Source organism: Paraburkholderia sp. BR10954, from assembly GCF_040965775.1.
Taxonomy (GTDB): domain Bacteria; phylum Pseudomonadota; class Gammaproteobacteria; order Burkholderiales; family Burkholderiaceae; genus Paraburkholderia; species Paraburkholderia youngii.
The window spans coordinates 25,976-51,097 of record NZ_JBFRCK010000031.1 but is presented as its reverse complement, the minus strand read 5'-3'; the positions used below and the strand labels follow the sequence as shown (position 1 = coordinate 51,097).

23 protein-coding genes are annotated in these 25,122 nt (G+C 64.0%); 8 read left to right on the top strand and 15 right to left on the bottom strand.

Features of this window, described 5'->3' with window-relative positions:
* Positions 1–15 precede the first annotated feature (15 nt).
* Positions 16–1,089, top strand: a complete 1,074-nt coding sequence (locus AB4Y34_RS31815; RefSeq protein WP_368718281.1) for an MBL fold metallo-hydrolase — start codon at positions 16–18, stop codon at positions 1,087–1,089.
* A 100-nt stretch (positions 1,090–1,189) separates the two neighbouring features.
* Here the strand turns inward: AB4Y34_RS31815 and AB4Y34_RS31810 are convergent, their stop codons facing one another.
* Together AB4Y34_RS31810 and AB4Y34_RS31805 are read right to left on the bottom strand one after the other, a co-directional pair.
* Positions 1,190–1,624: a lysozyme inhibitor LprI family protein gene (locus AB4Y34_RS31810; RefSeq protein WP_255208996.1), complete on the bottom strand. Its 435-nt coding sequence runs from the start codon at positions 1,622–1,624 to the stop codon at positions 1,190–1,192.
* A complete protein-coding gene (locus AB4Y34_RS31805; RefSeq protein ID WP_176383776.1) occupies positions 1,621–2,361 on the bottom strand; it encodes a LysM domain-containing protein in 741 nt (246 codons plus the stop codon). The genes AB4Y34_RS31810 and AB4Y34_RS31805 overlap by 4 nt, the downstream gene beginning before the upstream one ends.
* A gap of 174 nt (positions 2,362–2,535) precedes the next feature.
* Between AB4Y34_RS31805 and AB4Y34_RS31800 the strand changes: the two genes are divergently transcribed.
* On the top strand, positions 2,536–3,129 hold the full coding sequence (locus tag AB4Y34_RS31800; protein ID WP_368718280.1) for a hypothetical protein: 594 nt from the start codon (positions 2,536–2,538) through the stop codon (positions 3,127–3,129).
* A gap of 95 nt (positions 3,130–3,224) precedes the next feature.
* Here AB4Y34_RS31800 and AB4Y34_RS31795 read toward each other — a convergent pair whose 3' ends face one another.
* From AB4Y34_RS31795 to argS, 6 genes are all read right to left on the bottom strand, one after another.
* On the bottom strand, positions 3,225–4,811 hold the full coding sequence (locus AB4Y34_RS31795; protein WP_368718279.1) for an ABC transporter substrate-binding protein: 1,587 nt from the start codon (positions 4,809–4,811) through the stop codon (positions 3,225–3,227).
* A 223-nt stretch (positions 4,812–5,034) separates the two neighbouring features.
* The gene (locus AB4Y34_RS31790) at positions 5,035–5,853 is read right to left on the bottom strand and encodes a helical backbone metal receptor (protein ID WP_368718278.1); all 819 of its coding nucleotides are present in this window, start codon (positions 5,851–5,853) and stop codon (positions 5,035–5,037) included.
* 3 nt (positions 5,854–5,856) lie between these two features.
* A complete protein-coding gene (locus AB4Y34_RS31785) occupies positions 5,857–6,630 on the bottom strand; it encodes an SDR family oxidoreductase (protein ID WP_368718277.1) in 774 nt (257 codons plus the stop codon).
* A 15-nt stretch (positions 6,631–6,645) separates the two neighbouring features.
* Complete coding sequence (locus AB4Y34_RS31780; RefSeq protein ID WP_368588427.1) at positions 6,646–7,284, bottom strand: thiol:disulfide interchange protein DsbA/DsbL; 639 nt, start codon at positions 7,282–7,284, stop codon at positions 6,646–6,648.
* Positions 7,285–7,460: 176 nt separating this feature from the next.
* Positions 7,461–8,282 (bottom strand): SPOR domain-containing protein, encoded by an 822-nt coding sequence (locus AB4Y34_RS31775; RefSeq protein WP_255215168.1) that lies wholly within the window; start codon positions 8,280–8,282, stop codon positions 7,461–7,463.
* Between the two features lie 79 nt (positions 8,283–8,361).
* The gene (gene argS, locus AB4Y34_RS31770) at positions 8,362–10,152 is read right to left on the bottom strand and encodes an arginine--tRNA ligase (protein ID WP_368718276.1); all 1,791 of its coding nucleotides are present in this window, start codon (positions 10,150–10,152) and stop codon (positions 8,362–8,364) included.
* 460 nt (positions 10,153–10,612) lie between these two features.
* Between argS and AB4Y34_RS31765 the strand changes: the two genes are divergently transcribed.
* Entirely contained in the window at positions 10,613–10,939 is a 327-nt protein-coding gene (locus tag AB4Y34_RS31765; protein ID WP_013088219.1) for a DUF1840 domain-containing protein, read from the top strand.
* Positions 10,940–11,071: 132 nt separating this feature from the next.
* Here the strand turns inward: AB4Y34_RS31765 and AB4Y34_RS31760 are convergent, their stop codons facing one another.
* The 7 genes from AB4Y34_RS31760 to AB4Y34_RS31730 all read right to left on the bottom strand — a co-directional run bounded on the left by AB4Y34_RS31760 (position 11,072) and on the right by AB4Y34_RS31730 (position 19,183).
* On the bottom strand, positions 11,072–11,269 hold the full coding sequence (locus AB4Y34_RS31760) for an acid-shock protein (protein ID WP_176122261.1): 198 nt from the start codon (positions 11,267–11,269) through the stop codon (positions 11,072–11,074).
* 188 nt (positions 11,270–11,457) lie between these two features.
* Positions 11,458–14,184 carry a methionine synthase gene (gene metH, locus AB4Y34_RS31755; RefSeq protein ID WP_368718308.1) on the bottom strand — a complete coding sequence of 909 codons (2,727 nt, stop codon included), beginning with the start codon at positions 14,182–14,184 and terminating at the stop codon, positions 11,458–11,460.
* A gap of 71 nt (positions 14,185–14,255) precedes the next feature.
* Entirely contained in the window at positions 14,256–15,326 is a 1,071-nt protein-coding gene (locus tag AB4Y34_RS31750; protein WP_368718275.1) for a homocysteine S-methyltransferase family protein, read from the bottom strand.
* A 294-nt stretch (positions 15,327–15,620) separates the two neighbouring features.
* Positions 15,621–15,878, bottom strand: a complete 258-nt coding sequence (locus AB4Y34_RS31745; protein WP_013088223.1) for a DUF3567 domain-containing protein — start codon at positions 15,876–15,878, stop codon at positions 15,621–15,623.
* A gap of 116 nt (positions 15,879–15,994) precedes the next feature.
* Positions 15,995–16,783, bottom strand: a complete 789-nt coding sequence (locus AB4Y34_RS31740) for an alpha/beta fold hydrolase (RefSeq protein WP_368718274.1) — start codon at positions 16,781–16,783, stop codon at positions 15,995–15,997.
* A 151-nt stretch (positions 16,784–16,934) separates the two neighbouring features.
* Complete coding sequence (locus AB4Y34_RS31735; RefSeq protein WP_368718273.1) at positions 16,935–18,215, bottom strand: DUF3108 domain-containing protein; 1,281 nt, start codon at positions 18,213–18,215, stop codon at positions 16,935–16,937.
* Between the two features lie 41 nt (positions 18,216–18,256).
* The gene (locus tag AB4Y34_RS31730) at positions 18,257–19,183 is read right to left on the bottom strand and encodes an IclR family transcriptional regulator (RefSeq protein ID WP_176122256.1); all 927 of its coding nucleotides are present in this window, start codon (positions 19,181–19,183) and stop codon (positions 18,257–18,259) included.
* A gap of 159 nt (positions 19,184–19,342) precedes the next feature.
* Between AB4Y34_RS31730 and AB4Y34_RS31725 the strand changes: the two genes are divergently transcribed.
* The 5 genes from AB4Y34_RS31725 to AB4Y34_RS31705 all read left to right on the top strand — a co-directional run bounded on the left by AB4Y34_RS31725 (position 19,343) and on the right by AB4Y34_RS31705 (position 25,055).
* Entirely contained in the window at positions 19,343–20,326 is a 984-nt protein-coding gene (locus tag AB4Y34_RS31725; protein ID WP_368718272.1) for a fumarylacetoacetate hydrolase family protein, read from the top strand.
* A gap of 196 nt (positions 20,327–20,522) precedes the next feature.
* Positions 20,523–21,776 (top strand): ABC transporter substrate-binding protein, encoded by a 1,254-nt coding sequence (locus tag AB4Y34_RS31720; RefSeq protein WP_368718271.1) that lies wholly within the window; start codon positions 20,523–20,525, stop codon positions 21,774–21,776.
* Between the two features lie 54 nt (positions 21,777–21,830).
* Entirely contained in the window at positions 21,831–22,688 is an 858-nt protein-coding gene (locus AB4Y34_RS31715; RefSeq protein ID WP_368718270.1) for an enoyl-CoA hydratase/isomerase family protein, read from the top strand.
* A gap of 82 nt (positions 22,689–22,770) precedes the next feature.
* Positions 22,771–23,556 carry a PhaM family polyhydroxyalkanoate granule multifunctional regulatory protein gene (locus AB4Y34_RS31710; RefSeq protein WP_368718269.1) on the top strand — a complete coding sequence of 262 codons (786 nt, stop codon included), beginning with the start codon at positions 22,771–22,773 and terminating at the stop codon, positions 23,554–23,556.
* A gap of 620 nt (positions 23,557–24,176) precedes the next feature.
* Positions 24,177–25,055, top strand: a complete 879-nt coding sequence (locus AB4Y34_RS31705; RefSeq protein ID WP_013088232.1) for a ferritin — start codon at positions 24,177–24,179, stop codon at positions 25,053–25,055.
* The last annotated feature ends 67 nt before the right edge of the window (positions 25,056–25,122 follow it).

Sequence of the window (25,122 nt, the reverse complement as noted above, 5' to 3'; positions counted from 1 at the left end):
AGGAAGACAGTCCCCATGAATGCACTCGAACACCAACTCCAATACCCGTTCAACGACACGATGCCCGACTCGGGCCGCACGATGGAAGTCGCGCCAGGCGTGCTTTGGCTGCGCATGCCGTTACCGTTCGCGCTCGACCATATCAACCTGTGGCTGCTGCGCGATGAGATCGACGGTCAGCAAGGATGGACCGTGGTCGACTGCGGCATCACGTCGGACACGATCAAGGCGAATTGGGAGAGCGTGTTCGATTCGGCGCTCGACGGGCTGCCGGTGCTGCGCGTGATCGTCACGCATTGCCATCCGGACCACATCGGCCTCGCGCACTGGGTGTGCGGCGGCGGCGAGAAAAAGCGTTGGGACGCGCGGCTGTGGATGACGCTCGGCGAATACATGCAGGCGCGCGTGATGGCGACGGGCGACGGTTCGAACGCGGGCGGCGAGGCAGCGGCGCGGCACTTCGCGCGGCATGGTTTGAACGACACCGAATCGGTCGACAAACTGCGCAATCGCACGAGCTATTACTCGAGCCTCGTGCCGGCGATTCCGGGGCAATACCGGCGTTTGCGCGAAGCCGAGGACGTGAGGATCGGCGGCAGGACGTGGCGCGTGGTGACAGGCTTCGGCCACTCGCCGGAACACTGCGCGCTGCACTGTGCGGAAACCGGCACGCTGATTTCAGGCGACATGGTGCTGCCGCGCATTTCAACCAACGTGTCGGTGTTCGATATCGAGCCTGAGGGCTCGCCGCTCGAACTGTATCTGGAGTCGCTTGGCCGTTACGAGACGATGCCAGAAGATACGCTCGTGCTGCCGTCGCATGGCAAGCCGTTTCGCGGCGTGCGCACGCGCATTCAGCAACTGCGTGAGCATCACGACGCGCGGCTCGCCGAAGTGCGCGAAGCGTGCGCGGAAAGGCCGCGTAGCGCTGCCGATATCGTGCCGCTGATGTTCAAGCGCCAACTCGATATCCATCAGATGACGTTCGCGATGGGTGAGGCGCTCGCGCATTTGCATCTGCTGTGGCGGGCGGGGGAATTGAAGCGGACGCAGGATGCGGATGGGGTGATCCGGTTTGCGGCGGTGTGATCTCGGACCTTCGCCGCGGGCGGAGAAGCGCGGACGAATATGTCCGCGCTGGGCGAAGGCACTGAGCGGCGCAACGATGCTGGGTGTCCTCTCATGCGAATTACTTCAAGGGCAAGTCAGACGCAGCGTTGCGTAGTTGCTCAGCCCGCCGGTTGTTGAGTTCGGAAACGCAAGCTAAACGGCTGATTTCATGCGCATTGCCGGCCGCACCACCAGTCAGCGAAGCTGCGAAGTCGCATTGAGACTCACGGTACCGAGCGAATTTTCTGTTTGATGCGGCGAGTTTTGCCTTGGCCTGGTTGACGTACTTCTCGTCTTCATCCCATCTGGCGAGGGTGCCAGCCATCTTCTCCTCGGCTCGTCTGAGGGTCTTCTTACTCGCCTCTGCTTTTTCTGCCAGACAGTCCCGCATCCCCGCTTGCGAGAACGCGCTGCATTCCTCGCGCAAGGCCCGCTCGCTTGCGACGGGAACCGCTGAGGCTGCAAGGACCATTGTTGGCAGGCAGACGGCCAGGGCAAAACAGATCAGCTTCATTGTGCACATAGGGCCGCCTTTCCGTTCCGCACCGATGACAACGCGTAATCAAGTTTTCTGGCGTAGTTTGGATCCCGACCTCCGTTATAGCGCAGTGCTATGAATGTCGTGACAATGGGGTGCCAGCCTGCAATTACTTTTTGAATTGAAGCTTTCCGGTACGTCAATACTTGTCCAGGGCGAAGAACAGCGGCCGTCGGGTTCAGCTTTCTCAACGTCTCGATCGTGGTGCCTTGACCCTTCGCCATCTTGTCCAGACTATCGCCTGGCTTGACGGCGATTTCATAAACTTTCGGGTCAGCACCGGGTACGTTTCGGTACTCGAACTTTGCCATGCGCATAAGCAGATAGCCAATCCCGGCGCGGATGTTATGCGCCGCTATCGTTCTGACTGAGGACATTGTCAGCCGTCCTTTCCAGCCTGGTAGCAGAATCAGATCGCCGCCTTCTTTGCCTGATAGCAGCGATGCTAATCCGGGATCTCCAGAAACGCCGATTTGCATCGGCTTGGCGTTCCACTGAGGATCGTGTGCACCTGTTTCGACCCACAATATCGCCTTGATAATCTGCCAATCCAAGGCCACGTACCCCGAGGTGCCGCGAAGATGGAGGTTGTACTCGTTGACTGCCATCTGGATTTCGCAATCCCAGGAATTCCATTTTGCATCGCTTACAGCCTTGCTAACACCATCCTGCCACCGTTCGAAACCTGTCCTCGTTGGAGCTTGCATCGCCATAACCATTTCCTCTGCCAAAGTGTGGGCGGGTACTTTGCGAGCAATTATTGGCTTCTTGCATGAGGAAAATTGCATTAGGAAGGAGTCGGTATAACGGTCAAAGGCCCGAGATTACGTCGGCAAAAGGTTGCGGAGTGTCAGATGCACCCAGCGCGGACTACCATGGAAGATGGTATGACAAGACTTACCCGTTCAGGTGATTGGACCAAGGCGCTTGCAGTACTTTGTCTGGCAGGGTGGTTTGGCGGATGCAGCCTCGCGGCCGGACACTACGGACAAGATTCACAGATGACTCAACCGGACACGACACTGTGGCAGACCATCGACTCCTTGGTGCAGCAAATCCCGTTCACTAAGGCAAAGGTCGAAAGCGTGCTGGCGACTCACCTTGTCGACAGAGATACCACCAAAGATCCAATTCAAAATGCCGAATTCAACTTTTACGTCGGCGGTCCGGGGAAGATGGCAGATGGTGTCGTGGTCGGCAATGTGGGTTTGCGCGTTCGCCACACTGGAGGGCGTCATGGCTTTCTTGCACTTGGGCGGCTGAGCGGCGAATGCGTCACGCTCGCGATGGTCCGTGCGCATTACAGCAACCTCAAAGTTACCGACTCTCCGCGCGGGCATTCACTGGACGAAACCACGGCGTATTCAGCCTTTCTCCCGTGGGGAACCTTGTCCTTCGCTTTCGCTGAACGTAATCGTGATTGTCTCGAAGGCGTATCGTTCGATCCGATAATCGCCGCAGCAGACAGCGCGGTGAAGTAACGGGCGAACTGTATCGGCCGGAAACGCTGGACACAAAAAAAGCCGACCCGTGAAGGTCGGCCTTATCCTTCCCCGCTTTCAACCGCAGCGCAAAATCACTGCACCACCACCGCCCCAAAATTCTGCCGTCCAAACGGACTCACGCGATACCCGCTCACGTTCGTACGCGTGATCGCAGCAGCGGTCGGATAGCCGAGCGGGATCCACAGCGCTTCGTCATGGATGATCTGCTGCGCGGCTTCATACGCTTTCGTGCGCTTGGCGATATCGGACGTTGCTCTGCCGTCGGCGATCAGCTTGTCGAGATCCTGATCGCAGAAGCGCGCGAAGTTGATGCCCGACTTTACCGCGTTGCAACTGAAGAGCGGCGACAGATAGTTGTCCGGATCGCCGTTGTCGCCCGCCCATCCCATGAACAGCGAGTCATGCTGGCCTTGCTTCGCCTGCTTGATCAGCTCGCCCCATTCGATCACCTTGACGTCCGCCTTCACGCCGATCTTCGCGAAGTCGGCCTGCAGCAGTTCGGCACCGGCCTTCGGATTCGGATTCAACACGCTGCCGTTCGGACGCACCCAGATGGTCGTTTGGAAGCCGTTCGGAAAACCCGCGTCGGTGAGCAACTGCTTCGCCTTCGCCGGGTCGTACGGCCAGCCCTTGATCGAGTGGTTGTAGCTCCACGTGTTCGGCGGAAACGGGTTCACGGCCGGCGTCGCGGTGTTGTCGAACACGGTCTTCAGGTACGTCGTGCGGTCGAACGCCATGTTCAGCGCGGCGCGCACCTTCTGGTTGTCGAGCGGCTTCTGCTGCGTGTTCAGCGCGACGAAGGCCGTCATGAACGCGGGCGTCTGCACGATCGCGAGCGACTTGTCCTTCTTCGCGTCGGCGAGATCCTGCGGCTTCGGCGACAACGCGATCTGGCATTCGCCAGCCTTCACCTTCTGCGCGCGCACGGTCGCGTCCGGCGTGATCGCGTAGATCAGACGCTCGATCTTCGGCTTTGGCCCCCAGTAGGTCGGGTTCGCGTCATAACGGATCACCGCGTCTTTCGTATAGCTCTTCAGCACGAAGGGGCCGGTGCCGATCGGCTTCGCGTTCAGGTCGACCTGCTGGCCGGCCTTCAGCAACTGGTCCGCGTACTCGGCCGAATAGATCGACGCGAAGCCCATCGTCAGGATCGACACGAACGTCGCGTTCGGCTCGTTCAATTCGAACTTCACCGTGTTGTCGTCGACCTTGGCAATCGACTTGATCAGCTTCGGCAGCCCCATCGACTGCGCGTGCGGGAAGCCGCTCGCGCCCGCCACCTTGTGCCACGGATTGCTGTCGTTGAGCATGCGGTCGAAGGTGAAGATCACGTCGTCGGCATTCAGCGCGCGGGTGGGCTTGAAGTAGTCGGTGGTCTGGAACTGCACGTTCGGACGCAGGTGGAACGTGTAGGTCAGGCCGTCGGGGCTCACCTCCCATTTGTCGGCGAGCGCGGGCACGACCTTCTTCGCGGCTTCGTCGAACGACACCAGCGAGTTGAAGATCACGTCGGCCGATGCATTCGTCGTGACCAGCGAATTGAACTGCACGACGTCGAAGCCGTCGGGGCTCGATTCGGTACAGACGGTCAGTGGTTTGGCGAGCGCGAGCGCGGGCGCCGTGAGCAGGATGGCGGCTGCGAGCAGATTGAAGCGCATAGGATCTCCGGTAACGAGCGCAGTCAGGCAGTGCGTCTGGTTGTGTTTGTGATACGTTCCCGGCGCCGCCGTACAGGTCGGGCGATCCCGGCCTGAGGCCGAGGGGCCTGCCTTCGAGGCATGGCCGGCGGCGCGCCTTCGCGAAAGCTTATCGAAGGGCCATTATGGCGACAACAATTTAATCGACATATCCATATGGGGGCGGCGCGGCTGTGTTGCCGCCTCAGGCCGCCGCGGCCTGGCGCAGCAGATAGCCGATGCCATCGATTGCGCGCACGCCGTACCACGACGTCATTTCCCCATCGATCAGCTCGATGCGCTTGCCGGTGAACCGCGGATCGCGCGCGAGCGCATCGCGATGCGCGGCCGTGAAGCGGTACGGCTCGCTCGACAGCAGCACGCGGTCGACTTGCGCGAGCCATGGCGCGGCGTCGAAGTCGAGCGTCGGGTAGCGCGTGGCGCCAGCGCTGCCGCCGTGCACGTCGGGCAACGTGTGCCAGTTCACGAGACGCAGCATCGCGGCGATGTAGGTGTCGCGCGCGACGCTCATCCACGGTTCGCGCCAGATTAGGTACAGCACGTTCTGCGCGGCGAAGGTGTGAGCGGCGGCTTCGCGCAGACGCGCGTCGAGCGCGCCGCTCAAGCGCCGCGCTTCCTCTTCACGTCTGAAGATCGCGCCGAGCAGCGCGTACAGCGCGAGGTTGTCATGCGGCGTCTGCGGATGGGTGACGACGATGTGCGGCACGAACGCGCGCAGTTGCTCGATGGTGTCGCGTTCGTTTTCGTCGATATTGACGATCAGATGGGTGGGGCGCAGTGCGCGGATCGCTTCGAGCTTGACGGCTTTCGTGCCGCCGACCTTCGGCACCGCGCGGACCTTGTCGCGCGGATGCACGCAAAAGCCTGTGCGCCCGACGATCTGCCGCTCGAGCCCCAGCGCGAACAGGGTTTCGGTAAGGCTCGGCACCAGCGACACGATGCGCGCATCGGCGCCCGCGGATTCGTGCGCGACGCCGGCTGCATCGACCGCACGGGGCTGCATGACTTACTCGGTGGCGGCGCGCGGCTTGCGCGGCGCGCGTTCGAACACGCGGTCGTAGAGCCAGCGCGGCAGCACGCGCAGCAACATCGCAGCCACGCGCATCTGCCACGGAAACACCGCAAACGACGTCTGCCGTTCGACCGCCCGTGCGGCCTTCGCCGCGAAACGGTCGGCGTCCATCAGGAACGGCATGTTGTACGGATTGTGCTCGGTCATCGGCGTGCGGATATAGCCGGGCGCGATCGTCACGACACCGACGCCGAACGGCCGCATCTCGACGCGCAACGCTTCGAGATACTTTTGCGCCGCCGATTTCGACGCGCTGTACGCACCCGAGCCCGGCAAGCCGCGCACACCGGCGACGCTCGCAATGCCGACCAGCGTGCCGTGTTTCGTGTCGGCCATCGCAGCAGCGAACGGCTCGAACGTCGCGACCATGCCGAAGTAATTGATGTCCATCACCTCGCGGAAGGTGCGCAGATCGCCGTGACCGGTCAGCGCGCCGCGGCTGATGCCGGCGTTGGCGATCACGACGTCGGGCAGGCCGTGCTCGGCGATGAAGCGCGCGGCCGCATCGGCGAGCGCTTCCGCGTCGCGCACGTCGAGCGCATAGATCGAGACGGTGTTTTGGGGATGGGACTGCTGGAACGCGGCGAGCGCGTCGCCGCGGCGCGCGACGAGGCCGAGAATCGCGCCGCGCCGTGCATATTCGCCGGCGAGCGCGAGGCCGATGCCGCTCGAAGCGCCGGTAATGAAAACCTTCAGCGGAGAGGTCATACCGGCGCCTCGTGATTACATCTTTTTGGCGCGGACTTGCGAGACGAGGTAGTCGAGCACCTGGATCGTGCCCGGCAGGGTGCCGGTCGCGGCTGGGCCGGTCAAATACTTGCCCTGCACGGCGAGCGTCGGCACGCCGTCGATCTTGAACCCGTCGAGCAGTTTCTTGTCCTTCTGCAGCGCGCTTTGCGTCGAGAACGAGTTGTACGCTTCCATGTACTTCTTCGGATCGACGCCGAACTTCGCGAGGAATTTGGTCTGGTCTTCCGGCGTCAGCAGATAGTTCTTGTTGACGTGGATTTCGTTGAAGACCTTCGGCGTCAGTTCGTTCGCGAGGCCGAGCGCGTCGAGCGCGTGGAACATCTTCGAGTGCGGGATGAAGTCGTCGCGGAAGGCAACCGGCACGCGGCGGAACACGACGTCCGGGGCCTGCTTCTTGACCCATGCTTCGAGGAACGGGTTGAATTCATTGCAGTGCGGGCAGCCGTACCAGAAGAATTCGATGACTTCGATCTTGCCTGCCGGCACGTCGGTAGGTTGCGGCGAGGCCAGCACGGTGTAGTCCTTGCCGGCGACCGGCGCGCTCGGCGACGCATGTGCGCTCGCCGCGATCAGGCCCAGCGAGAGGAACAGGATGCTCAGCAGTTTTTTCATGTCGTGTAGACCCGGATAAGGCGGTGGCGCGGCGACGCCATGCGAAAGGCCCGTCACCGCTGGTGGGATTCGGTGTGGTGGCCCGCCACAATACAGGTCGAAGCGGCCATCGTCGTTGTGACTCGCGCGCCGCGCCGTTAGTTCGACGCGCCGCGCGGGCCGGCATTACTGTTTATTTATTGTTTGGTGAAGCGGATTACCGCGGTATCGACACCCGCGTCCGACAGACGCTGACGGCTCGAATTCATGTCCTCGAACTTCGAGAACGGCCCGATGCGCACGCGGTAGTACGTGACGCCGCCGGCATCGCGCTGCGTGACCTTCGATTCGAAGCCCTGGAACGCGAGGCGCGCGCGCTGCTGTTCGGCGTCGGCGGCGGTCTTGTACGCGCCGACCTGCAGGAAGTAGCCGGTGTTCGCGTCGCCGGGTGCAGGTGCGGGTGCGGGCGCGGGCGCGGCAGCCGAGCCAGGCTTGACGTTGGCCAGGGTGGTCGCGCTCGAGCTCTTCGGCGCGGAGCCCGCCGCGGTGGCGGCCGGCGCGCTCGAGGTCTGCGGCTTTTTCGCCGGCGCAGGCGCGACGATGCCGCCGGTGCCGTTTTCCTGCGCGGGGCTCGGCGCGACCGCCGTGCCGTTGTTATTCGCGTTGCCGCCCGACGGCGGCACTTCGACGATCTGCGGTTCTTCGAGCATGCCCGACTGGGTCTGCGCGTTGGTCTGGCCCGGCGCGGTGTTCGGTGGCGCGGGTTGCGCGGCCTGCGGCACCGGCTGGCCCGGCGTCTTGCCTTGCAGCGGACGGTTCGGATCGTATTGCGCCTGGCTCGCGCCGTTGTCGGTCGGCGCCGGCGGCGCGACCTTCGACACGAACGGCGTAGGCGCACGGGTGATATACAGCGCCACCACCACCGCGATCGCCAGGCCGACGATCAGGCCCAGCACGATCCCGAGAAAAGTGCCCCCGGTTTGCTTCGATTGCTTTGTTGTGCGGCGTGGTTTTGCCATCGTACGAATCACCTGCAAAAAGAATCCAGGAACGGCCGCCGATTATAACGACGGCCGCGCGCATATTACGCTGGAGGAGTTACATCTTGACGGGAGCGGAGACGCCGATCGTCGCGAGACCGTTGGCCAGCACCTGGCGCGTGGCCGCGAGCAGCGCGACGCGAGCGTTGCGTTCGGCCGCATCGTCGACCAGCACGCGCTCGGCACGATCATTGTAGAACGAGTGAAATTCGCCGGCGAGTTCTCGCAAGTAGAACGCGACCGCGTGCGGCGCGAGTTCGTCGGCGGCGTGCTGCAGCATGTCCGGGAATTCGGCGAGTTTGTTGAGCAGCGCCATCGAGCGCTCGCTCGCGAGCGGCGCGAGATCGATGCTCGGCAGTGCGCTTTCGTCGAGGCCGTAGCGCGCGTTGCATTCGGCGATCACCGAGCAGATGCGGGCGTGCGCATACTGCACGTAGTGCACCGGATTCTCGTCGTTCTGCTTCAGCGCGAGGTCGATGTCGAACACGAACTCGGTGTCCGCCTTGCGCGAGATCAGGAAGAAGCGCACCGCGTCGCGGCCGCGGCGGATGGTTTCCTCGTCGATCAGATCGACGGCCGCTTCCGAGCCCGGCATCGCGCCGCCCGACCATTCGATCAGGTCGCGCACCGTCACGTAGCTGCCCGCGCGCTTCGAGATCTTCACCTCTTCGCCGTTGCGCATGACCGTGACCATCTTGTGCAGGATGTAGTCGGGGTAGCCCTTCGGAATGCCGATGCCGAGACCCTGCAGACCGGCGCGCACGCGCGCGATCGTGCCGTGGTGATCCGAGCCCTGCACGTTGATGACCTTCGTGAAGCCGCGCTCCCACTTCGCGACGTGATAGGCGACGTCCGGCACGAAGTACGTGTAGGTGCCGTCGGTCTTGCGCATCACGCGGTCCTTGTCGTCGCCGTCGTCGGTGGTGCGCAGCCACAGCGCACCTTCCTGCTCGTAGGTCTTGCCTGCGGCAATCAGCGCGTCGACGGTTTTCTCCACGCGGCCTTCCGTGTACAGCGACGATTCCAGGTAGTACTGGTCGAACTTCACGCCGAACGCCTGCAAATCCATGTCCTGCTCACGACGCAGATACGTGACGGCGAAGCGGCGGATCGCCTCGAGGTCCTCGACGTCGCGCGCGCCGGTGACCGGCTCGCCGTCGCTCGCCTCGACCGTGATGCCGTTCAGATAGTCCTTGGCGATGTCGGCGATGTACTCGCCGTTGTAGGCCGACGCGGGCCAGCCTTCGTCGCCGGGTGCGAGGCCGCGTGCGCGTGCCTGGGTCGACAGCGCGAGCGTGTGGATCTGCACGCCGGCGTCGTTGTAGTAGAACTCGCGATGCACGTCCCAGCCTTGCGACTGGAGCACGTGCGCAAGCGCGTCGCCGAGCGCGGCCTGGCGGCCGTGGCCGACGTGCAGCGGGCCGGTGGGGTTGGCCGACACGAACTCGATCAGCACATGCTTGCCGGCGTCGCGCCGCGAGTGGCCGTACGCGTCCTTCTCGGCGAACACGGCGGCGATCACGCCTTGCTTGGCGGCGGCCGTGAGGCGCAGGTTGATGAAGCCGGGGCCCGCCACTTCGGCAGTATTGATCAGGCCTTTGGCCTGCGGATTGACGAGCAGCGCGTCGACGATCTGTTGCGCGAGTTGGCGCGGATTGGCGCGCAGCGGCTTGGCAAGCTGCATCGCGACGTTGCACGCGACGTCGCCGTGCGCGGCGACTTTCGGGCGCTCCAGCGCGATGGCGGGCGAGACGAAAGCGGCTTCGGTCGCGCCTTGCGTGGCGGTTGCGACCTGCTTCACCGTGTCGGCGAGCAGTGTTTCGAGTGTGTGTTTATGTGCGGGCAGCATGCTTGTTGCAAGTCCAGTGAGGCAATCCGGTAAGGCGGAAGAGGCGCCGGCCGCGGCCGGTGTCGCAAGCGTGGAGCGCGGCCGCGCTTTGCGGCCGTGATGGCTGCGCCGCCGGCAGAGCGTCCCGAGGCGATGCGACGACCCGCAACGCAAGCCGCGCAACGCGGTGGACTCCGCACGGCGGCTTGCCGTTACGCAGGCTCGCGCGGTATGCGGATTGCGGCCGATGATTCGACGCCCCCGGTTGCCCGCGTGCGCGATGCTCGTCGAGCCGCGCCGTACGTGGCGCTGGGCGGCGCGCTTTTCCGTTCAGACGGATTTTAGCAGGTGCTAATATGTTCAATGAGCTGCCCGCGAGGGGTGTGGCCGCCGCGCCTTGCCGGCGCCGCGTCAGGCGCGAGCAGCTGCAGCCCTTGAGACGCTCGTGCGCTCACCCGACATAACGAAAAAGGGAACAGTCATGCTGATTACTTTCAAGTGCCACGCCTGCCCGGACGTGATGATGCTGGAGAATCTGGCGCAGTATCTGGTCGGCATTGTCGGCAAACGCCTTGGGCAGCGGGGCGTCATCACTCACGACGAACTGGGCCCGGCCATCGAAAAGCTCGAAGCGGCGATCACGTCCGATAAGCAGGAGCGCGCCGAGCACGAGGGCCATTTCCACGAGGGCGAGGACGGCCGCGATCGTCACGAGATTCCGCCCGGTCTCGCGCAGCGCGCGTATCCGTTCCTCGATATGCTGCGCGCGGCGCAGAAGGAAAACGCGGATATCGTCTGGGGGATTTGATTTCTGCTGGGTTCCGAGCGTCGCGGCCCGTACTCAGAAGGTCTTCGTAAGCGCTCTTTTGGCGCACGCAAAGAAAAGAGCCCGCTCGACGCGGGCTCTTTGCCATTCAGAAGGTTTTATCCGCCGTGCCGCTCATTGGCTCTCGGAGGCCGCCGACGCTGCCGCGCCTTTCTTCATCTTTTGCTTCTTCGCCTTTTTGACATGCGCCTCGGTGGGGGGCGAGTAGGAGCTGACCGAGCTCGATCCGCCCGGCGCGGCGGGCTGCGCGAGCGCCATGGAGGCACCCGCGGCCAGTGAAACAGCGGTCAATAACAGTGTCAGCTTCTTCATACGATTTTCTCCGTTGACGGTTGCAATCTCGGTGAGCCGGCGCGTTGTGCTCGCGCCTGACGGGATGAAAGCCGACTCAGTCTACAAAGCCGAAATTGCCGTGGCGCCAAATATTCAGTCTTTCGGACTCGATATAGTGGCGCATGCGCGGCCCGGGCCGCACGGCCGGCCCACGCATCGCTTCACGCTCAAAGCAACGGCGCCAACGCGCGCTCGGCGTCCGCTTTCGAGAGCGACATCCGCTGAGCGTAGTCGTCGAGCTGATCCGTGCCGATCTTGCCGACCGAGAAATAGGTGCTGTCCGGATGCGCGAGGTAGAAGCCAGACACGCTCGCGGCCGGCAGCATCGCCAGCGATTCGGTCACGCTCATGCCAATTTCATTCGCTTGCAGCACGTCGAACATGTCTCGCTTGACGAGATGGTCGGGGCAGGCCGGGTAGCCCGGCGCCGGGCGGATGCCGCGGTATTTTTCGGCGATCAGTTCGTCGTTGGAGAGGTTTTCGCTGCTCGCGTAGCCCCACAGGTCGCGCCGCACACGCGCGTGCATCGCTTCGGCGAACGCTTCGGCGAGCCGGTCCGCGAGCGCCTTCAGCATGATTGCGCTGTAGTCATCGAGATCCTTCTCGAACTGCTTCTCCTTCACGTCGACGCCAAGACCCGCCGTCACCGCGAACATGCCGATGTAGTCGGCGACGCCCGAGTCCTTCGGCGCGATGAAGTCGGCGAGCGACCGGTTCGGTCGCATCAGCCCGTCGACCACCGGCCGCACACTCTGTTGACGCAGATTGCGCCAGGTGAGCGCGACTTCGGTGCGCGATTCGTCCGTGTAGATTTCGATGTCGTCGTCGTTCACCGTGTTGGCCGGCAACAGCGTGATCACGCCGTTGGCCTGCAGCCAGCGGCCCTGAATCAGACGCGCGAGCATCGACTTGCCGTCGGAGAACACGCGTCGCGCCGATTCGCCGACGATCTCATCGTTGAGGATCGCCGGATACGGGCCGGCGAGATCCCACGTCTGGAAGAACGGACCCCAGTCGATATAGTTCGCGAGCTCGTTCAGATCGAAGTTCTTGAACGCGCGCCGGCCGATGAACTTCGGCTTGACCGGCTGATAGCCCGCCCAGTCGATCTTCGTCTTGTTGGCGCGCGCTTCGGCGAGCGTGACCATCGGCTGCGCTTTTTTGTTCGCGTGCTGATCGCGGATGCGGTTGTAATCGGCGTTCAGTTCGTCGATGTACTTCGCGGCGCCCTCGTCGGACAGCAGGCTCGAGGCGACCGACACCGAGCGCGATGCGTCCGGCACGTAGACCACCGGACCCTCGTATTGCGGGGCGATCTTCACCGCCGTGTGCACGCGCGAGGTGGTCGCGCCGCCGATCAGCAGCGGGATCTTCTTCACGCGGAAGTAGTCGTCGCGCTGCATTTCCGACGCGACGTAGGCCATCTCTTCGAGACTCGGCGTAATCAGGCCCGACAGCCCGACGATGTCCGCGCCCTCGACCTTCGCCTTCGCCAGGATCTCATTGCACGGGACCATCACGCCCATGTTGACCACTTCGAAGTTGTTGCACTGGAGCACGACCGACACGATGTTCTTACCGATGTCGTGCACGTCGCCCTTGACGGTCGCGATGATGATCTTGCCCTTCGCGCGCACATCGCCGCCGGCCGCCGCGAGCTGGCGCTTTTCTTCCTCGATGAAGGGGATCAGATGCGCGACCGCCTGCTTCATTACGCGCGCCGACTTCACGACCTGCGGCAGGAACATTTTGCCCTGACCGAACAGGTCGCCGACGATGTTCATGCCGTCCATCAGCGGGCCTTCGATCACATTGATCGGACGGCCGCCCTCGGCGGCGATCTTCGCGCGCACTTCCTCGGTGTCTTCGACGATGAAGGTCGTGATGCCGCTCACGAGCGCGTGCGCGAGACGCTTTTCGACCGGCTGGTTGCGCCACTCGAGGTTCTCTTCCTTCTTCGCGGCGCCGCTCTTGAACTTGTCGGCGATTTCGAGCAGACGGTCGGTACCGTCTTCACGTCGATTCAGCACGACGTCTTCGACGCGCTCGCGCAGTTCCGGATCGAGCTCGGCATAGACGCCGAGCTGACCGGCGTTGACGATGCCCATGTCCATCCCCGCCTGGATCGCGTGATAGAGGAACACGGTGTGAATCGCCTCGCGCACCGGGTCGTTGCCGCGAAACGAGAACGACACGTTCGACACGCCGCCGCTCACCTTCGCGTACGGCAGGTTCTGCTTGATCCAACGCGTCGCCTCGATGAAGTCGACCGCGTAGTTGTTGTGCTCCTCGATGCCGGTCGCGATCGCGAAGATGTTCGGATCGAAGATGATGTCTTCGGGCGGGAAGCCGACTTCGTTGACGAGTATCTCGTACGAGCGCCGGCAGATTTCCTTCTTGCGCGCGAACGTATCGGCCTGGCCCTGTTCGTCGAAGGCCATCACGACGCTGGCCGCGCCGTAGCGCCGAATCAGCTTCGCGTGGTGAACGAACTGCTCCTTGCCTTCCTTCAGCGAGATCGAATTGACGATCGCCTTGCCCTGCACGCATTTGAGCCCCGCCTCGATCACGTCCCACTTCGACGAGTCGATCATGATCGGCACGCGCGCGATGTCCGGCTCCGACGCGATCAGATTCATGAAGCGCACCATCGCCGCTTTCGAATCGAGCATCGCCTCGTCCATGTTGATGTCGATGACCTGCGCGCCGTTCTCGACCTGCTGGCGCGCGACGGCCAACGCCTCGTCGAACTGATTGTTCAGGATCATTCGCGCGAACGCTTTCGAGCCGGTCACGTTGGTGCGTTCGCCAACGTTGATGAAGAGCGTCCCGGACGTGACGTTGAACGGCTCGAGGCCGCTAAGGCGCATGGTGTGATCGGTCATGGCGTATATGCGAGTCGGGTGCGTGCGTTAAGGGTCGTGCTGGGCGTGCTGGGCGTCTGGGTGAAGTGCGTGAGGCCGGCTCAGGCCGCGTCGCGATACTGGCTCGGCCACTTGCGCGGCTTCAGCTCGGCGAGCGCCTTCGCGATCGCCGCGATGTGCTCGGGCGTCGTGCCGCAGCAGCCGCCCGCGATGTTCACGAGTCCCGCTTCGGCGAATTCCTTCAGCAGGCCCGAGGTATCCGCGGGCAACTCGTCGAAGCCGGTGTCGCTCATCGGATTCGGCAGACCGGCGTTCGGATAGCACGACACGTAGGTGTCGCACAGCTTGGCGAGCTCGGCGATATAAGGGCGCATCAGCGCCGCGCCGAGCGCGCAGTTCAGGCCGAACGTGAGCGGCTTCGCGTGACGCAGCGAGTTCCAGAAGGCCTCGACGGTCTGGCCGGACAGAATGCGGCCCGAGGCATCGGTGACGGTGCCCGAGATCATGATCGGCAGACGCTCGCCGGTGTTTTCGAACAGTTCGTCGAGCGCGAACAGCGCGGCTTTCGCGTTCAGCGTGTCGAAGATCGTTTCGACGAGGAACAGGTCCGCGCCGCCGTCGAGCAGCGCTTTCGCCTGCTCGTAGTACGCGGCGTGCAGTTCGTCGAAGGTCACATTGCGGGCGCCCGGATCGTTGACATCCGGCGAGATGCTGGCGGTTTTCGGCGTCGGGCCGATTGCGCCGGCGACGAAGCGCGGCTTGTCCTGCGTCGCGTATTTGTCGCACGCGGCGCGCGCGAGCTTCGCCGATTCGATGTTCATCTCGACGGCGAGCGACTCCATGCCGTAGTCGGCCTGTGCGACCGTGGTCGCACCGAACGTGTTGGTCTCGATGATGTCCGCGCCCGCCGCCAGATACTGCTCGTGAATCTCGGAAATGATCTGCGGCTGGGTGATCGACAGCAGTTCGTTGTTGCCCTTGATGTCGCGCGCGTAGTCCTTGAAGCGCTCGCCGCGATAGCTGGCTTCGTCGAGCTTGTAGCGCTGGATCATCGTGCCCATCGCGCCGTCCAGGATCAGGATGCGCGAGTTCAGCAGCGCGGGCAGCGCTGCGCCGCGAGTATAGGCGGGCTCGGAACGGACTGGCGTGATGGATTGAGCAGGCTGGGTCATGGCGGACGAGGGCTTGCGCCGGCGTTGGCGGAAAGCCTGTCATTGTAGCCGCTGACGCGCGGATGCGCCCGGCGAGCGGGAGGTGGGCTTGAGGGGCGGCCGGCAAAATCGACCGATAGGAACGCGCCGCGCCAGCAATTCAGAACGCGCTAACGAACGAGGCAATAAAAAATAGCCCGGCAAGCCAGAGCCTGCCGGGCCGTTTCTTGCCGCCGACCGCAAGATGGAACCCGCTGGACAAGCCGCGCGGTACGGTCGATCGATGTCGCCTGAGCGCCAGCTAAACCCCTCCGCTCAATGCAGAACAACGGGTTGGTGCATCAAGCTGTCGAATTGACCGAGGAATTCGTCGACCTCGTCGAGCGTCGGCTCGCCTTCGATCAGCTTTTGCACATGCTCGCGAAAACGCGCCGCCATTGCACCGTCGATGTAGATTTCGCGCTGCATGTTCTTGTCAACAATCTCGTAGCCGCCCGACTTCATGGCCAGCTGACCTTCCTGCGGAGGAAACTCGACGACACAGTAGTTAGGGCTGTTATAGATCATTTGCATGGCGACACTCCTTATTTCCGTTGGGCTCCTGCCCTTTTCTGCATAGGTGGAGCATGGGGGATGGAATTCAAGGGGTGGGTCCGGACGACGCAAGTAAAAAACTCCGGACCTGACGGTTAGACTCGCCGCTCCAGAAACGATTCAAGCAACGCGGCAAAACGGTGAGATTGCTCGACGGGCGTGAGATGCGCGGCATCCAGCAACTCGAAGCGGGCACCCTCGATCGCCTCCGCTATTGCCTGCGTAGCAGCAGGGGGCGTGCCCGTATCGTGACGTCCGGCCACCGTCAGCGTAGGCAGGCGGATCGCGCCGTGCTTGCCGCGCAGGTCGAAGTCGCGCAGCGCCTCACAGGCCATCGCGAAGCCTTCCGGCGGGGTGCGCGCAAATGCCTCACGGATCGGCTCGACCGCTTCGGGATGCGCGGCCTGAAAGTCGGGCGTGAGCCAACGCGCGATCGTCGACGGCAGCAGCGCCTCCATGCCGTCGCTGCGAGCGGTGTGGGCGCGCTGATTCCACAACTCGCGGTTTTCGGGCGGAGTGCCGCCGGTGCTGTCGGCGATCGTCAGCGTGTCGAGACGCGATGGGTGGTCGAGCGCGAATTGTTGCGCGATCATGCCGCCGAGCGACAGGCCGACCAGGTGCGTCGTCGGCGCGCCGAGCGCATCGAGCAGTTTGGCGAGATCGTCGGCCAGCTCGCGCATGGTGAACGGCTCGCGCGCGACCGCGCTGTGGCCGTGGCCGCGCACGTCGTAGCGCAGCACTGTGTAATCGTCGCGGAAATAGCCGGCCATCTGATCCCAGATGGAAAGATCGCCGCCCAGCTGATGGATGAACGTGAGCCACGGGCCGCCGCCTTCGTTGCTCAGCACGTAGCGTGTTTCGATACCGTTGATGTTCACTGGCATGCAGACTCCTTTGAAGGAAACACAGTGAAAAAACGCGGTGGATCGCCCCGTTCGCGCAAACGGAGACTCCATTGACGTGCGAGTCAGTGTTGCAAAGTAAGTTTCGCCGATCTCGAGCAGTTCTGCTGGTGACACTCTGTCACGACAAGTGTCACGGTTTGATGATTGTTGGAGCGGTTGAATCGACCGCTGCGGCGGGGGTGGGCTCGGGCGTTACTGCCGATGCGTCGCCCGGCGCCGGCGCAGGGCTCGTGGCGGAGGGGGCTGAGGGCGAGGCATCCACAGCCGAGGCCCCATCGACATTTAGCTTGCCGCGCCACACCAGCTCGAACTGGGTACCGTTCGGCTCCGACTGCAGAATGCGCGCGGGCAGCCAGCCGAGCGACGGCGCGAGCCACACGTCGATGCGGCGCTGGTCGCCATCGTGCCGCGGCAGACGTTTGAAATGACGCGTCTGCAGGTAGCCCTGCGCCGCGCGAATCGTTTCGTCGCCGATCGTCTCGATCGGCCAGTTTTCACCGCTATCGGAATCGACCACGAAAAACTGTCGCGTCACGCCAGGCTTATAGGCGTCCGGTTCGCCGCGCACGAGGCTTGCGAGCTGCATCACGACGCTGAAGCGGTCCTGCGCGCCGTCGGGCAACGGCAGCGAGGCGGGCGTGCGCGTGAAGCCAATCTTCCTGTCGCTGCGATTGAAGATCGCGATGTCTTCCGCGCGACGGCCACGCTTTTCGCTGTACTGCGCCGGCGCGAGGCCAAACGCGTCGATCCCTCCGTGGCTCGAAAACACGAACGGACCGACGAACGGCAGCGGCACCGATACGACCATTTCGTAGCCTTGCCCATTGCTCGCCCAATGGATCGTGCCGGGCGCGTTGCGCACGCCGTTGTAGAACGTGTCGTAGTCGAGTTCGGCCGATGGCGGCACCGAAAACTTCACGCCCTGCGACGCCTGCGGCGCGCTAGCCGCGCCAGCGGCGCTCGCCGCGGCGCCACTGGCATTGGCATTGACCGGCGCAGTCGCGCTCGCGGCGGCGGGCGGCGCGCTTGCCGCGACCTCCGATGCCGGCGTGGCCGCCGGCTCGTTCGGCTTGGCCGGCTGCAACGCGCTCAACACATGCTGCTCACGCGGCGGACGCGCCACAGGCTTGCGTGTGGGAGCGGGTGGGTGCGGTGCCGGCGCGGCCGGCTTTGGCGCCGGTTGACGCTCGACCCTCTCGGGCCTCAGCAGCGCGACCTGCACCGGCACATGCTCGTGATTCGCCGGATTCAGATCCACGCGATTGCGCTCGAACCATTGCGCCGCGATCCAGTGCAAGACCGCCACGACCACGAGCACCGCGATCCAGCGTCCCGTGCGCGCCCCGCGTCCTGGCCCGCTGCCCAAAGCGGGAAGGCGATCACCACGGCGGTTGGCGGAAGCAAAATCCATCGGCGCTTGAATCTGTGAGAGCTTGAAAGGACTGGCGCGTATCAACCGTTGTCGCTACGCGGGATCGCGCTATAGCCGAGTTCGTACGACAGCTTGCGCGCGCATTCGCGCAGCGCGGTATCGATCTCGCCACCCCAGCGGATATCGAACCCGCCTTCATGGCCGAGCGCGACGAGAGCGAGTGCGAGTTCGCCGGTCGAATCGAACACCGGCATCGAAAACGCGTGGATCGTCGGCAGCAGCATGCCTTCGACTCGCGCGGCCTCGTGCTCGCGCACCTCGGCGAGCACCTTGTCGACGTCTTCGCGGGTGCGCGGCGCGCCGCTATGCGACGAACGCCGCGAGTCGGCCAGCTCGCGCTCGATCATCGCGTCGGTCTTGCCGGATGGCAGGTAGGCAGCGAACAGCAGGCCTGTCGCGGAACTGAGCAAGGGCATCACGTCGCCGAGTTTCAACGATGCCTTGGCCGGATAGCTCGACTCCATCCAGTGCACCATCGTCGGCCCCTGATTGCCCCACACGGCGATGCCGACCGTCAGATCGAGCCGGTCGCGCAACTCGGCGAGCGCGATGCGCGCGAGCTTCACACCGTCGACCCGCGCAAGCCGCGCGAGCCCCAGCTGCAAAGCGAAGCCGCCGAGTTCGTAGCGGCCGGACAGCGGGTCTTGCGCGACCACGCCGAGACGCAGAAAGCTGACCAGATAGCGATGCGCCTTCGCCGGACTCATGCCCGCGCGCTGCGCGAGATCGCGCAGCATCATTGCGCGCGGCTCGTGGGTCAGCACGTCGAGCAGCCTGAACCCGACCTCGATCGACTGGATGCCTGAGCGCAGTTTTTCTTCGCCGGGTTCACCAGCTTCGTCATCGACACCGGTTGCGTCGGTGGCATCGGCGGGGTCGGGCAGTTCGTCGGCGGACGCGGGGTCGGTGCGGGTGCGGATCGTGCCGGAGCGGGCGTTGGCGGACATGTGCAAAAGGCGCGGGCAGCGCGTTCGGTAATCGTAAAAGGCGCGTAACGGCGGTGGTGACAGTGACAGCGACGAAGAACACGCACATCTTGGGCCGCGCCGATTCACCATCGTAGAATAGATTCCTTCCATCGTCACTAATACACGGTTCACAGCTCTATGAAACTTGCCTCGCTGAAGGACGGCACGCGCGACGGTCAACTGATCGTCGTGTCCCGCGACCTGCACACGGCGGCCATCGCCGACGCGATCGCGCCCACGCTGCAGCGCGTGCTCGACGACTGGGCCTTCTACGCGCCGCAACTGCACGACCTCTACGATGCGCTGAACCAGGGCCGCGCGCGCAACAGCTTTTCGTTCGACGCTAAAGAGTGCATGGCGCCGTTGCCGCGCGCGTTCCAGTGGGCCGACGGTTCATCGTACGTGAACCATGTAGAACTCGTGCGGCGCGCACGCGGCGCGGAAATGCCGCCCGAATTCTGGACCGACCCGCTGATGTACCAGGGCGGCAGCGACGACTTCATCGGCCCGCGCGACGACATCGTGTGCGCATCGGAACAGTACGGCATCGACTTCGAGGCCGAAGTCGCGGTCATCACCGGTGACGTGCCGATGGGCGCGACGCCCGAGCAGGCATTGCGCGGCGTGCGGCTGGTGACGCTCGTCAACGACGTGTCATTGCGCGATCTGATCCCCGCCGAACTCGCGAAGGGCTTCGGCTTTTTCCAGAGCAAGCCGGCCACGTCGTTCGCGCCGGTCGCGGTGACGCCCGACGAGCTCGGCGAACACTGGCGCGAAGGCCGCGTGCATCGGCCGATGATCGTCCACTGGAACGGCAGGAAAGTCGGCCAGCCCGACGCGGGCACCGATATGGTGTTTCACTTCGGTCAGCTGATCGCCCATGCGGCGAAAACGCGCAATCTCCGGGCTGGTTCGATCGTCGGTTCGGGCACGGTGTCGAACAAGGACGCGAAGCGCGGCTACTGCTGTATCGCGGAGAAGCGCTGCCTCGAAACGATCGAGCACGGCGCGCCGCAAACGGAGTTCATGAAGTACGGCGACACCGTGAAGATCGAAATGTTCGACGACGCGGGCAAGTCGATTTTCGGTGCGATCGAGCAGAGCATCGCGCCGCTCGAATGAAGCGCGGCGCTCACGCGGCGATGCGTTGGCGCGGCGAGATGTGCGAAAGGGTTTCGCCCGATGCCACCGCCCGCGCGCGCGGCTACACTGACTGGCGCGCCGGCTGGGACGGTGCGAATGTCATAAAGCGTGCAGCAACGCATCGGTAGCACATCGGCAATACACCACAACGAAAATCCCGACGTGAGGAGACAGCATGCCGCGATTGAACTTCCCCGCAGCTCGATATCGACGCGCTGATGCGTCACTCGTTCAAGCGCGCACGAGCGCGCGCGGCTCGTATCAACGCGGCCGGCGCTTCGCGCGGCGCGCCGCGACGCTGTGCGCCGCGCTCGTCTGCGCGTTGCCGCTGACATCGTTCGCGCAGGTGAAGATCGGTCTCGTGTTGTCGCTGACCGGACCGGCCGCATCGCTCGGCATTCCCGCGCGCGACACGGTCGCGCTGCTGCCGAAACAGATTGGCGGGCAAAACGTCGAGTACATCGTGCTCGACGATGCCTCGGACACGACCCAGGCCGTGCAGGACACCAAGAAGCTGATCAGCGAGAATCACGTCGACGCGATCATCGGCTCATCGATCACGCCGAATTCGCTCGCGATGATCGACGTGGTCGCCGAGGGCGAAACGCCGATGATATCGCTCGCGTCGTCCGCGAAAATCATCGAACCGGTCGATGCGAAACGTCGCTGGGTCTTCAAGACGCCGCAGACCGACGCGATGATGGCCTCGGCGATCGCCGAGCATGCGAGCGGACACGGCGTGAAGACGATCGCGTTCATCGGCCAGGCCGACGCGCTCGGCGAGACCTTCTACGCCGAGGTCGCGAAGTTCGCGCAGCTGCATCACATCGACGTGGTCGCGAGCGAGCGCTTCAATCGCACCGATCCGAGCGTGACCGGCCAGGTGCTGAAGATTCTCGCGACTCACCCCGACGCAGTGGTGGTCGGCGCGGCCGGCACACCTGCCGCGCTGCCGCCGAAAACGCTGCGCGAGCGCGGCTACAAAGGCGTCATCTATCACAACCACGGCGTCGGCAATAACGACTTCCTGCGCGTGTGCGGCGCCGATTGCAATGGCACGTTCCTGCCCGCGAGCCCGGTGCTGGTCGCCGCGCAATTGCCGGCCGATCATCCGGCCAGGCGCCTCGCGCTCGAATACATCGCGCGCTTCGAGGCGCAGCACGGCGCGGGCAGCGTGTCGGCGTTCGGTTCCTACACTTCGGACGCGGACGCGTTGCTCGAGCACGCAATTCCGCTTGCGTTGAAGAGCGGTGCGCCAGGCACGCCGGCGTTTCGCCGCGCGCTGCGCGATGCGCTCGAAGGAACCCGCGGTCTCCCTGATACCAACGGCGTCGTCAACATGAGCGCGGCCGATCATCTCGGGCTCGATCAGCGCGCGCGCGTGATGGTCGAAATCACGAATGGCAAGTGGCTTTATCAGCCGCATTGAACGGGTCGCGACGTTCCGCGCGCGACTGAACGAATCACCTACGGACTGCTCACCATGACTCAGTCATCGCAACCGAACGACGCGTACTACGCGCACTACCAGTCGCTGCGTTTGCAGCGTCATCCGCACGGCGTGCTCGAAGTCGTGATGAGCGGCGAGGGCGCGAATAAAAGCGGCCTCGCGACCGCGGACGCACGCATGCATTGCGAGCTCGCGGAAATCTGGCGCGACATCGATCGCGATCCCGACACGCGCGTCGCGATCATTCGCGGCGAGGGCAAGGGCTTTTCGGCCGGCGGCGATCTGCAGCTCGTCGAGGACATGGCGAACGATTTCGAGGTGCGCACGCGGGTGTGGCGCGAAGCGCGCGACCTCGTCTACAACGTGATCAACTGCGGCAAGCCGATCGTGTCGGCGATGCACGGGCCCGCGGTCGGCGCGGGGCTCGTCGCGGGGCTGCTCGCCGATATCTCGATCGCGGCGAAGACGGCGCGCATCATCGACGGGCATACGCGTCTCGGCGTCGCCGCGGGCGATCATGCGGCGATCGTCTGGCCGCTCCTGTGCGGCATGGCGAAGGCGAAGTACTACTTGCTGCTGTGCGAGCCGGTGAGCGGTGAGGAGGCGGAGCGCATCGGGCTCGTATCGCTCGCGGTCGACGAAAGCGCGCTGCTGCCGAAAGCGTTCGAAGTCGCGCGCAAGCTCGCCGACGGGTCGCAGACCGCCATCCGCTGGACCAAGTACGCACTGAACAACTGGCTGCGCACGGCGGGGCCGGCGTTCGATACATCGCTCGCGCTGGAGTTCATGGGCTTCGCAGGGCCCGATGTGCGCGAGGGCTTGAGCTCGTTGCGCGAGCGGCGCGCGCCGGATTTTGGCGCAGGCCGTCCGCGTCACGACGAACCATCGTGATGTCATACCTCAAACGGTATGATCGAATCAACGCGCGCGGCATCGCGCGCTCTACCTGTCATCCAGCACCGAGGCGACAACCATGACCGACACCACTGGCTCCGCGCCGCCCTTTCCCGGCTTTCCCGGTTTTCCGCCCGCTGAAATGCTCGATCGGATGTGGAGCATGATTCGGCTGTCACCCTTCGGCGCCGCCATGACGGGCGCGCAGCCCGGTGGCGGCACGAGTCCGTCGCTGTCGATGATGTCCGACATGATGGCGCCGCTCACGAGCGTCGAGGAGCTCGACAAGCGCATCACCGACATGCGCGCGGTCGAGCAATGGCTGAAGCTGAATCTGAGCATGCTGCAGTCGGCGATCCAGGCGCTCGAGGTGCAGCGTGCGACGCTCGCGACGCTGCGCGCGTTCGGCGCGTTCGCACAGACCTCGATGTCGCAGGCGGCGGCTGCTGCAACGGGCGCGGCCGCGACTGACGCGCCGAGCCCCGCGCCGGCGCCGAGCTGGACGAAGCCCGCTGAACCCGCGCCCGAAAGCGCCCCTCCAGCCGACAGAGACGAGGAGGGAGCGCCCGCGGCACCCGGTTTCGATGCATCCGCGTGGTGGAATCTGCTGCAATCGCAGTTCAATCAGATCGCGCAGTTCGCGATGACGCAGCCGTCCGTCGCGGTCGCGGCGGCGGGCGGGGGCACGCAGGGCAAGGCGGAGTCGTCGAAGGCTGCGGATCCGTCGGGCGGCGATCCGTCGGGCACCGGTGCGCAAAGCGCGAAGCCCGCCGCCAAACGGCCGGCCGCGAAGCGCGCCGCGACATCGGCCAAACGCGCGTCCGGCGAGGGCACGAGCGCAGCAACGCAGAAAAAGTCGACGTGAGCGGGCGGTGCGGGCGACACGCTCGCAACCCGTGCGACTGCGCAAGCAATCAGTAGAAGGGGCGGTCAGGTCCGCGCTTGCATCACCTCTCGCCCCCGCGAATCAGTGCCCGATGACGAGACAACCCATCGCCTACCTTTTTGCCGTATGCCAACGCCGGCGATTTTCTGCCGCGCGAATTGCCGACTTTATTGAGAGAAGTCAATGCCATAGCACGCTCGCACCGGTTCTGTCACGGGTTTCGCCGGAGGCGCGTGCTATCATTGTGTAAGCTTGATCTGGCTTTGGGGCGTGCGCCGAAAACACCCAATCCCGCCGCTCTCTCGTCATTCGCCGCCGGCGCTACCGGTGCAGGGCTGAACGGAGCGGTTGTCGACCCAGACTGGCTCGACCTCAGGCAAGGGTATTCCTCACCCACGGTTGGCCGCGGCGCCTGATTCACGCTCCAGGCGCCAATACAACAGACCGGACTTCTTTGCTGCCCGATGCTTCTGGGCGGCCGGTTAACGCGTAAAATTGAATGCTTGGCCGATAAACGGCATGTCCGTTCGTCACAGGTGAAAACGGCTACACGTAGCAGCAACAGACACACACAGTATGTGCAGAACAGGGGTGGGACTATGAACACCATGCTTTATCCGGAACTTTATAAATCGCTCGAATCCGTTCGATGGGACATGGAGAAGGACATTCCCTGGGACAAATTCGATGCATCGCTGTTGACCGACGAGCAGGCCGCGACAATCAAGATGAACGCGATCACCGAATGGTCGGCGTTGCCTGCCACGGAAATGTTTCTGCGTGACAATCATCACGACAGCGATTTCTCCGCGTTCATGAGCGTCTGGTTCTTCGAGGAGCAGAAACACTCGCTGGTGCTAATGGAATACCTGCGCCGCTTCAAGCCGGAACTGGTCCCGACCGAAGAGGAACTGCACGCGGTGCGCTTCGAGTTCGATCCCGCGCCGCCGCTCGAAACGCTGATGCTGCACTTCTGCGGCGAAATCCGCCTGAATCACTGGTATCGCCGCGCCGCCGAATGGCACACCGAGCCGGTCATCAAGCACATCTACGAAACCATCTCGCGCGACGAAGCGCGCCACGGCGGCGCGTATCTGCGCTACATGAAGAAGGCGATGGCGCAAACCGGCGACATCGCGCGTGCCGCGTTCGCCAAGATCGGCGTGCTGATGGCCTCGGCGCGTCGCACCGAAAAGCCGCTGCACCCCACCAACCTGCACGTGAACCAGGCGCTGTTCCCGCGCGACACGATCCAGTCGCGTCTGCCGGATCCGGAATGGCTCGAGCGCTGGCTCGACGAGCAGATCCGTTTCGACGACGGCTGGGAAAAGAAGGTCGTCGAGCGCATTCTGCACAACCTGTCGCTGCTGTTTGAACGCACGTTCACCACCGCGCAGGAACTGAACCGTTATCGCAAGGAAGTGGTCGCCCGTCTGCAAGCCGCTGAACAGAGCCCGGCGCAGCAGCAACCGGCGTAACGGCTCGGGCGGCGTCAGCACCGTTTCAAATGGCGGTCCGGCAGGCGTGAGCTTGCCGGACCGTTTT

Coding starts and splice junctions, on each gene's coding strand:
- AB4Y34_RS31730 (WP_176122256.1), bottom strand. CDS start 19,183: ATGTCCGCCAACGCCCGCTCCGGCACGATCCGCACCCGCACCGACCCC.
- AB4Y34_RS31790 (WP_368718278.1), bottom strand. CDS start 5,853: ATGCAGCCCCGTGCGGTCGATGCAGCCGGCGTCGCGCACGAATCCGCG.
- AB4Y34_RS31775 (WP_255215168.1), bottom strand. CDS start 8,282: ATGGCAAAACCACGCCGCACAACAAAGCAATCGAAGCAAACCGGGGGC.
- AB4Y34_RS31800 (WP_368718280.1), top strand. CDS start 2,536: ATGACAAGACTTACCCGTTCAGGTGATTGGACCAAGGCGCTTGCAGTA.
- AB4Y34_RS31705 (WP_013088232.1), top strand. CDS start 24,177: ATGAACACCATGCTTTATCCGGAACTTTATAAATCGCTCGAATCCGTT.
- AB4Y34_RS31785 (WP_368718277.1), bottom strand. CDS start 6,630: ATGACCTCTCCGCTGAAGGTTTTCATTACCGGCGCTTCGAGCGGCATC.
- AB4Y34_RS31725 (WP_368718272.1), top strand. CDS start 19,343: ATGAAACTTGCCTCGCTGAAGGACGGCACGCGCGACGGTCAACTGATC.
- AB4Y34_RS31720 (WP_368718271.1), top strand. CDS start 20,523: ATGCCGCGATTGAACTTCCCCGCAGCTCGATATCGACGCGCTGATGCG.
- AB4Y34_RS31715 (WP_368718270.1), top strand. CDS start 21,831: ATGACTCAGTCATCGCAACCGAACGACGCGTACTACGCGCACTACCAG.
- AB4Y34_RS31765 (WP_013088219.1), top strand. CDS start 10,613: ATGCTGATTACTTTCAAGTGCCACGCCTGCCCGGACGTGATGATGCTG.
- AB4Y34_RS31735 (WP_368718273.1), bottom strand. CDS start 18,215: ATGGATTTTGCTTCCGCCAACCGCCGTGGTGATCGCCTTCCCGCTTTG.
- AB4Y34_RS31805 (WP_176383776.1), bottom strand. CDS start 2,361: ATGGCGATGCAAGCTCCAACGAGGACAGGTTTCGAACGGTGGCAGGAT.
- AB4Y34_RS31745 (WP_013088223.1), bottom strand. CDS start 15,878: ATGCAAATGATCTATAACAGCCCTAACTACTGTGTCGTCGAGTTTCCT.
- AB4Y34_RS31780 (WP_368588427.1), bottom strand. CDS start 7,284: ATGAAAAAACTGCTGAGCATCCTGTTCCTCTCGCTGGGCCTGATCGCG.
- AB4Y34_RS31795 (WP_368718279.1), bottom strand. CDS start 4,811: ATGCGCTTCAATCTGCTCGCAGCCGCCATCCTGCTCACGGCGCCCGCG.
- AB4Y34_RS31740 (WP_368718274.1), bottom strand. CDS start 16,783: ATGCCAGTGAACATCAACGGTATCGAAACACGCTACGTGCTGAGCAAC.
- AB4Y34_RS31750 (WP_368718275.1), bottom strand. CDS start 15,326: ATGACCCAGCCTGCTCAATCCATCACGCCAGTCCGTTCCGAGCCCGCC.
- argS (WP_368718276.1), bottom strand. CDS start 10,152: ATGCTGCCCGCACATAAACACACACTCGAAACACTGCTCGCCGACACG.
- AB4Y34_RS31810 (WP_255208996.1), bottom strand. CDS start 1,624: ATGAAGCTGATCTGTTTTGCCCTGGCCGTCTGCCTGCCAACAATGGTC.
- AB4Y34_RS31815 (WP_368718281.1), top strand. CDS start 16: ATGAATGCACTCGAACACCAACTCCAATACCCGTTCAACGACACGATG.
- AB4Y34_RS31710 (WP_368718269.1), top strand. CDS start 22,771: ATGACCGACACCACTGGCTCCGCGCCGCCCTTTCCCGGCTTTCCCGGT.
- AB4Y34_RS31760 (WP_176122261.1), bottom strand. CDS start 11,269: ATGAAGAAGCTGACACTGTTATTGACCGCTGTTTCACTGGCCGCGGGT.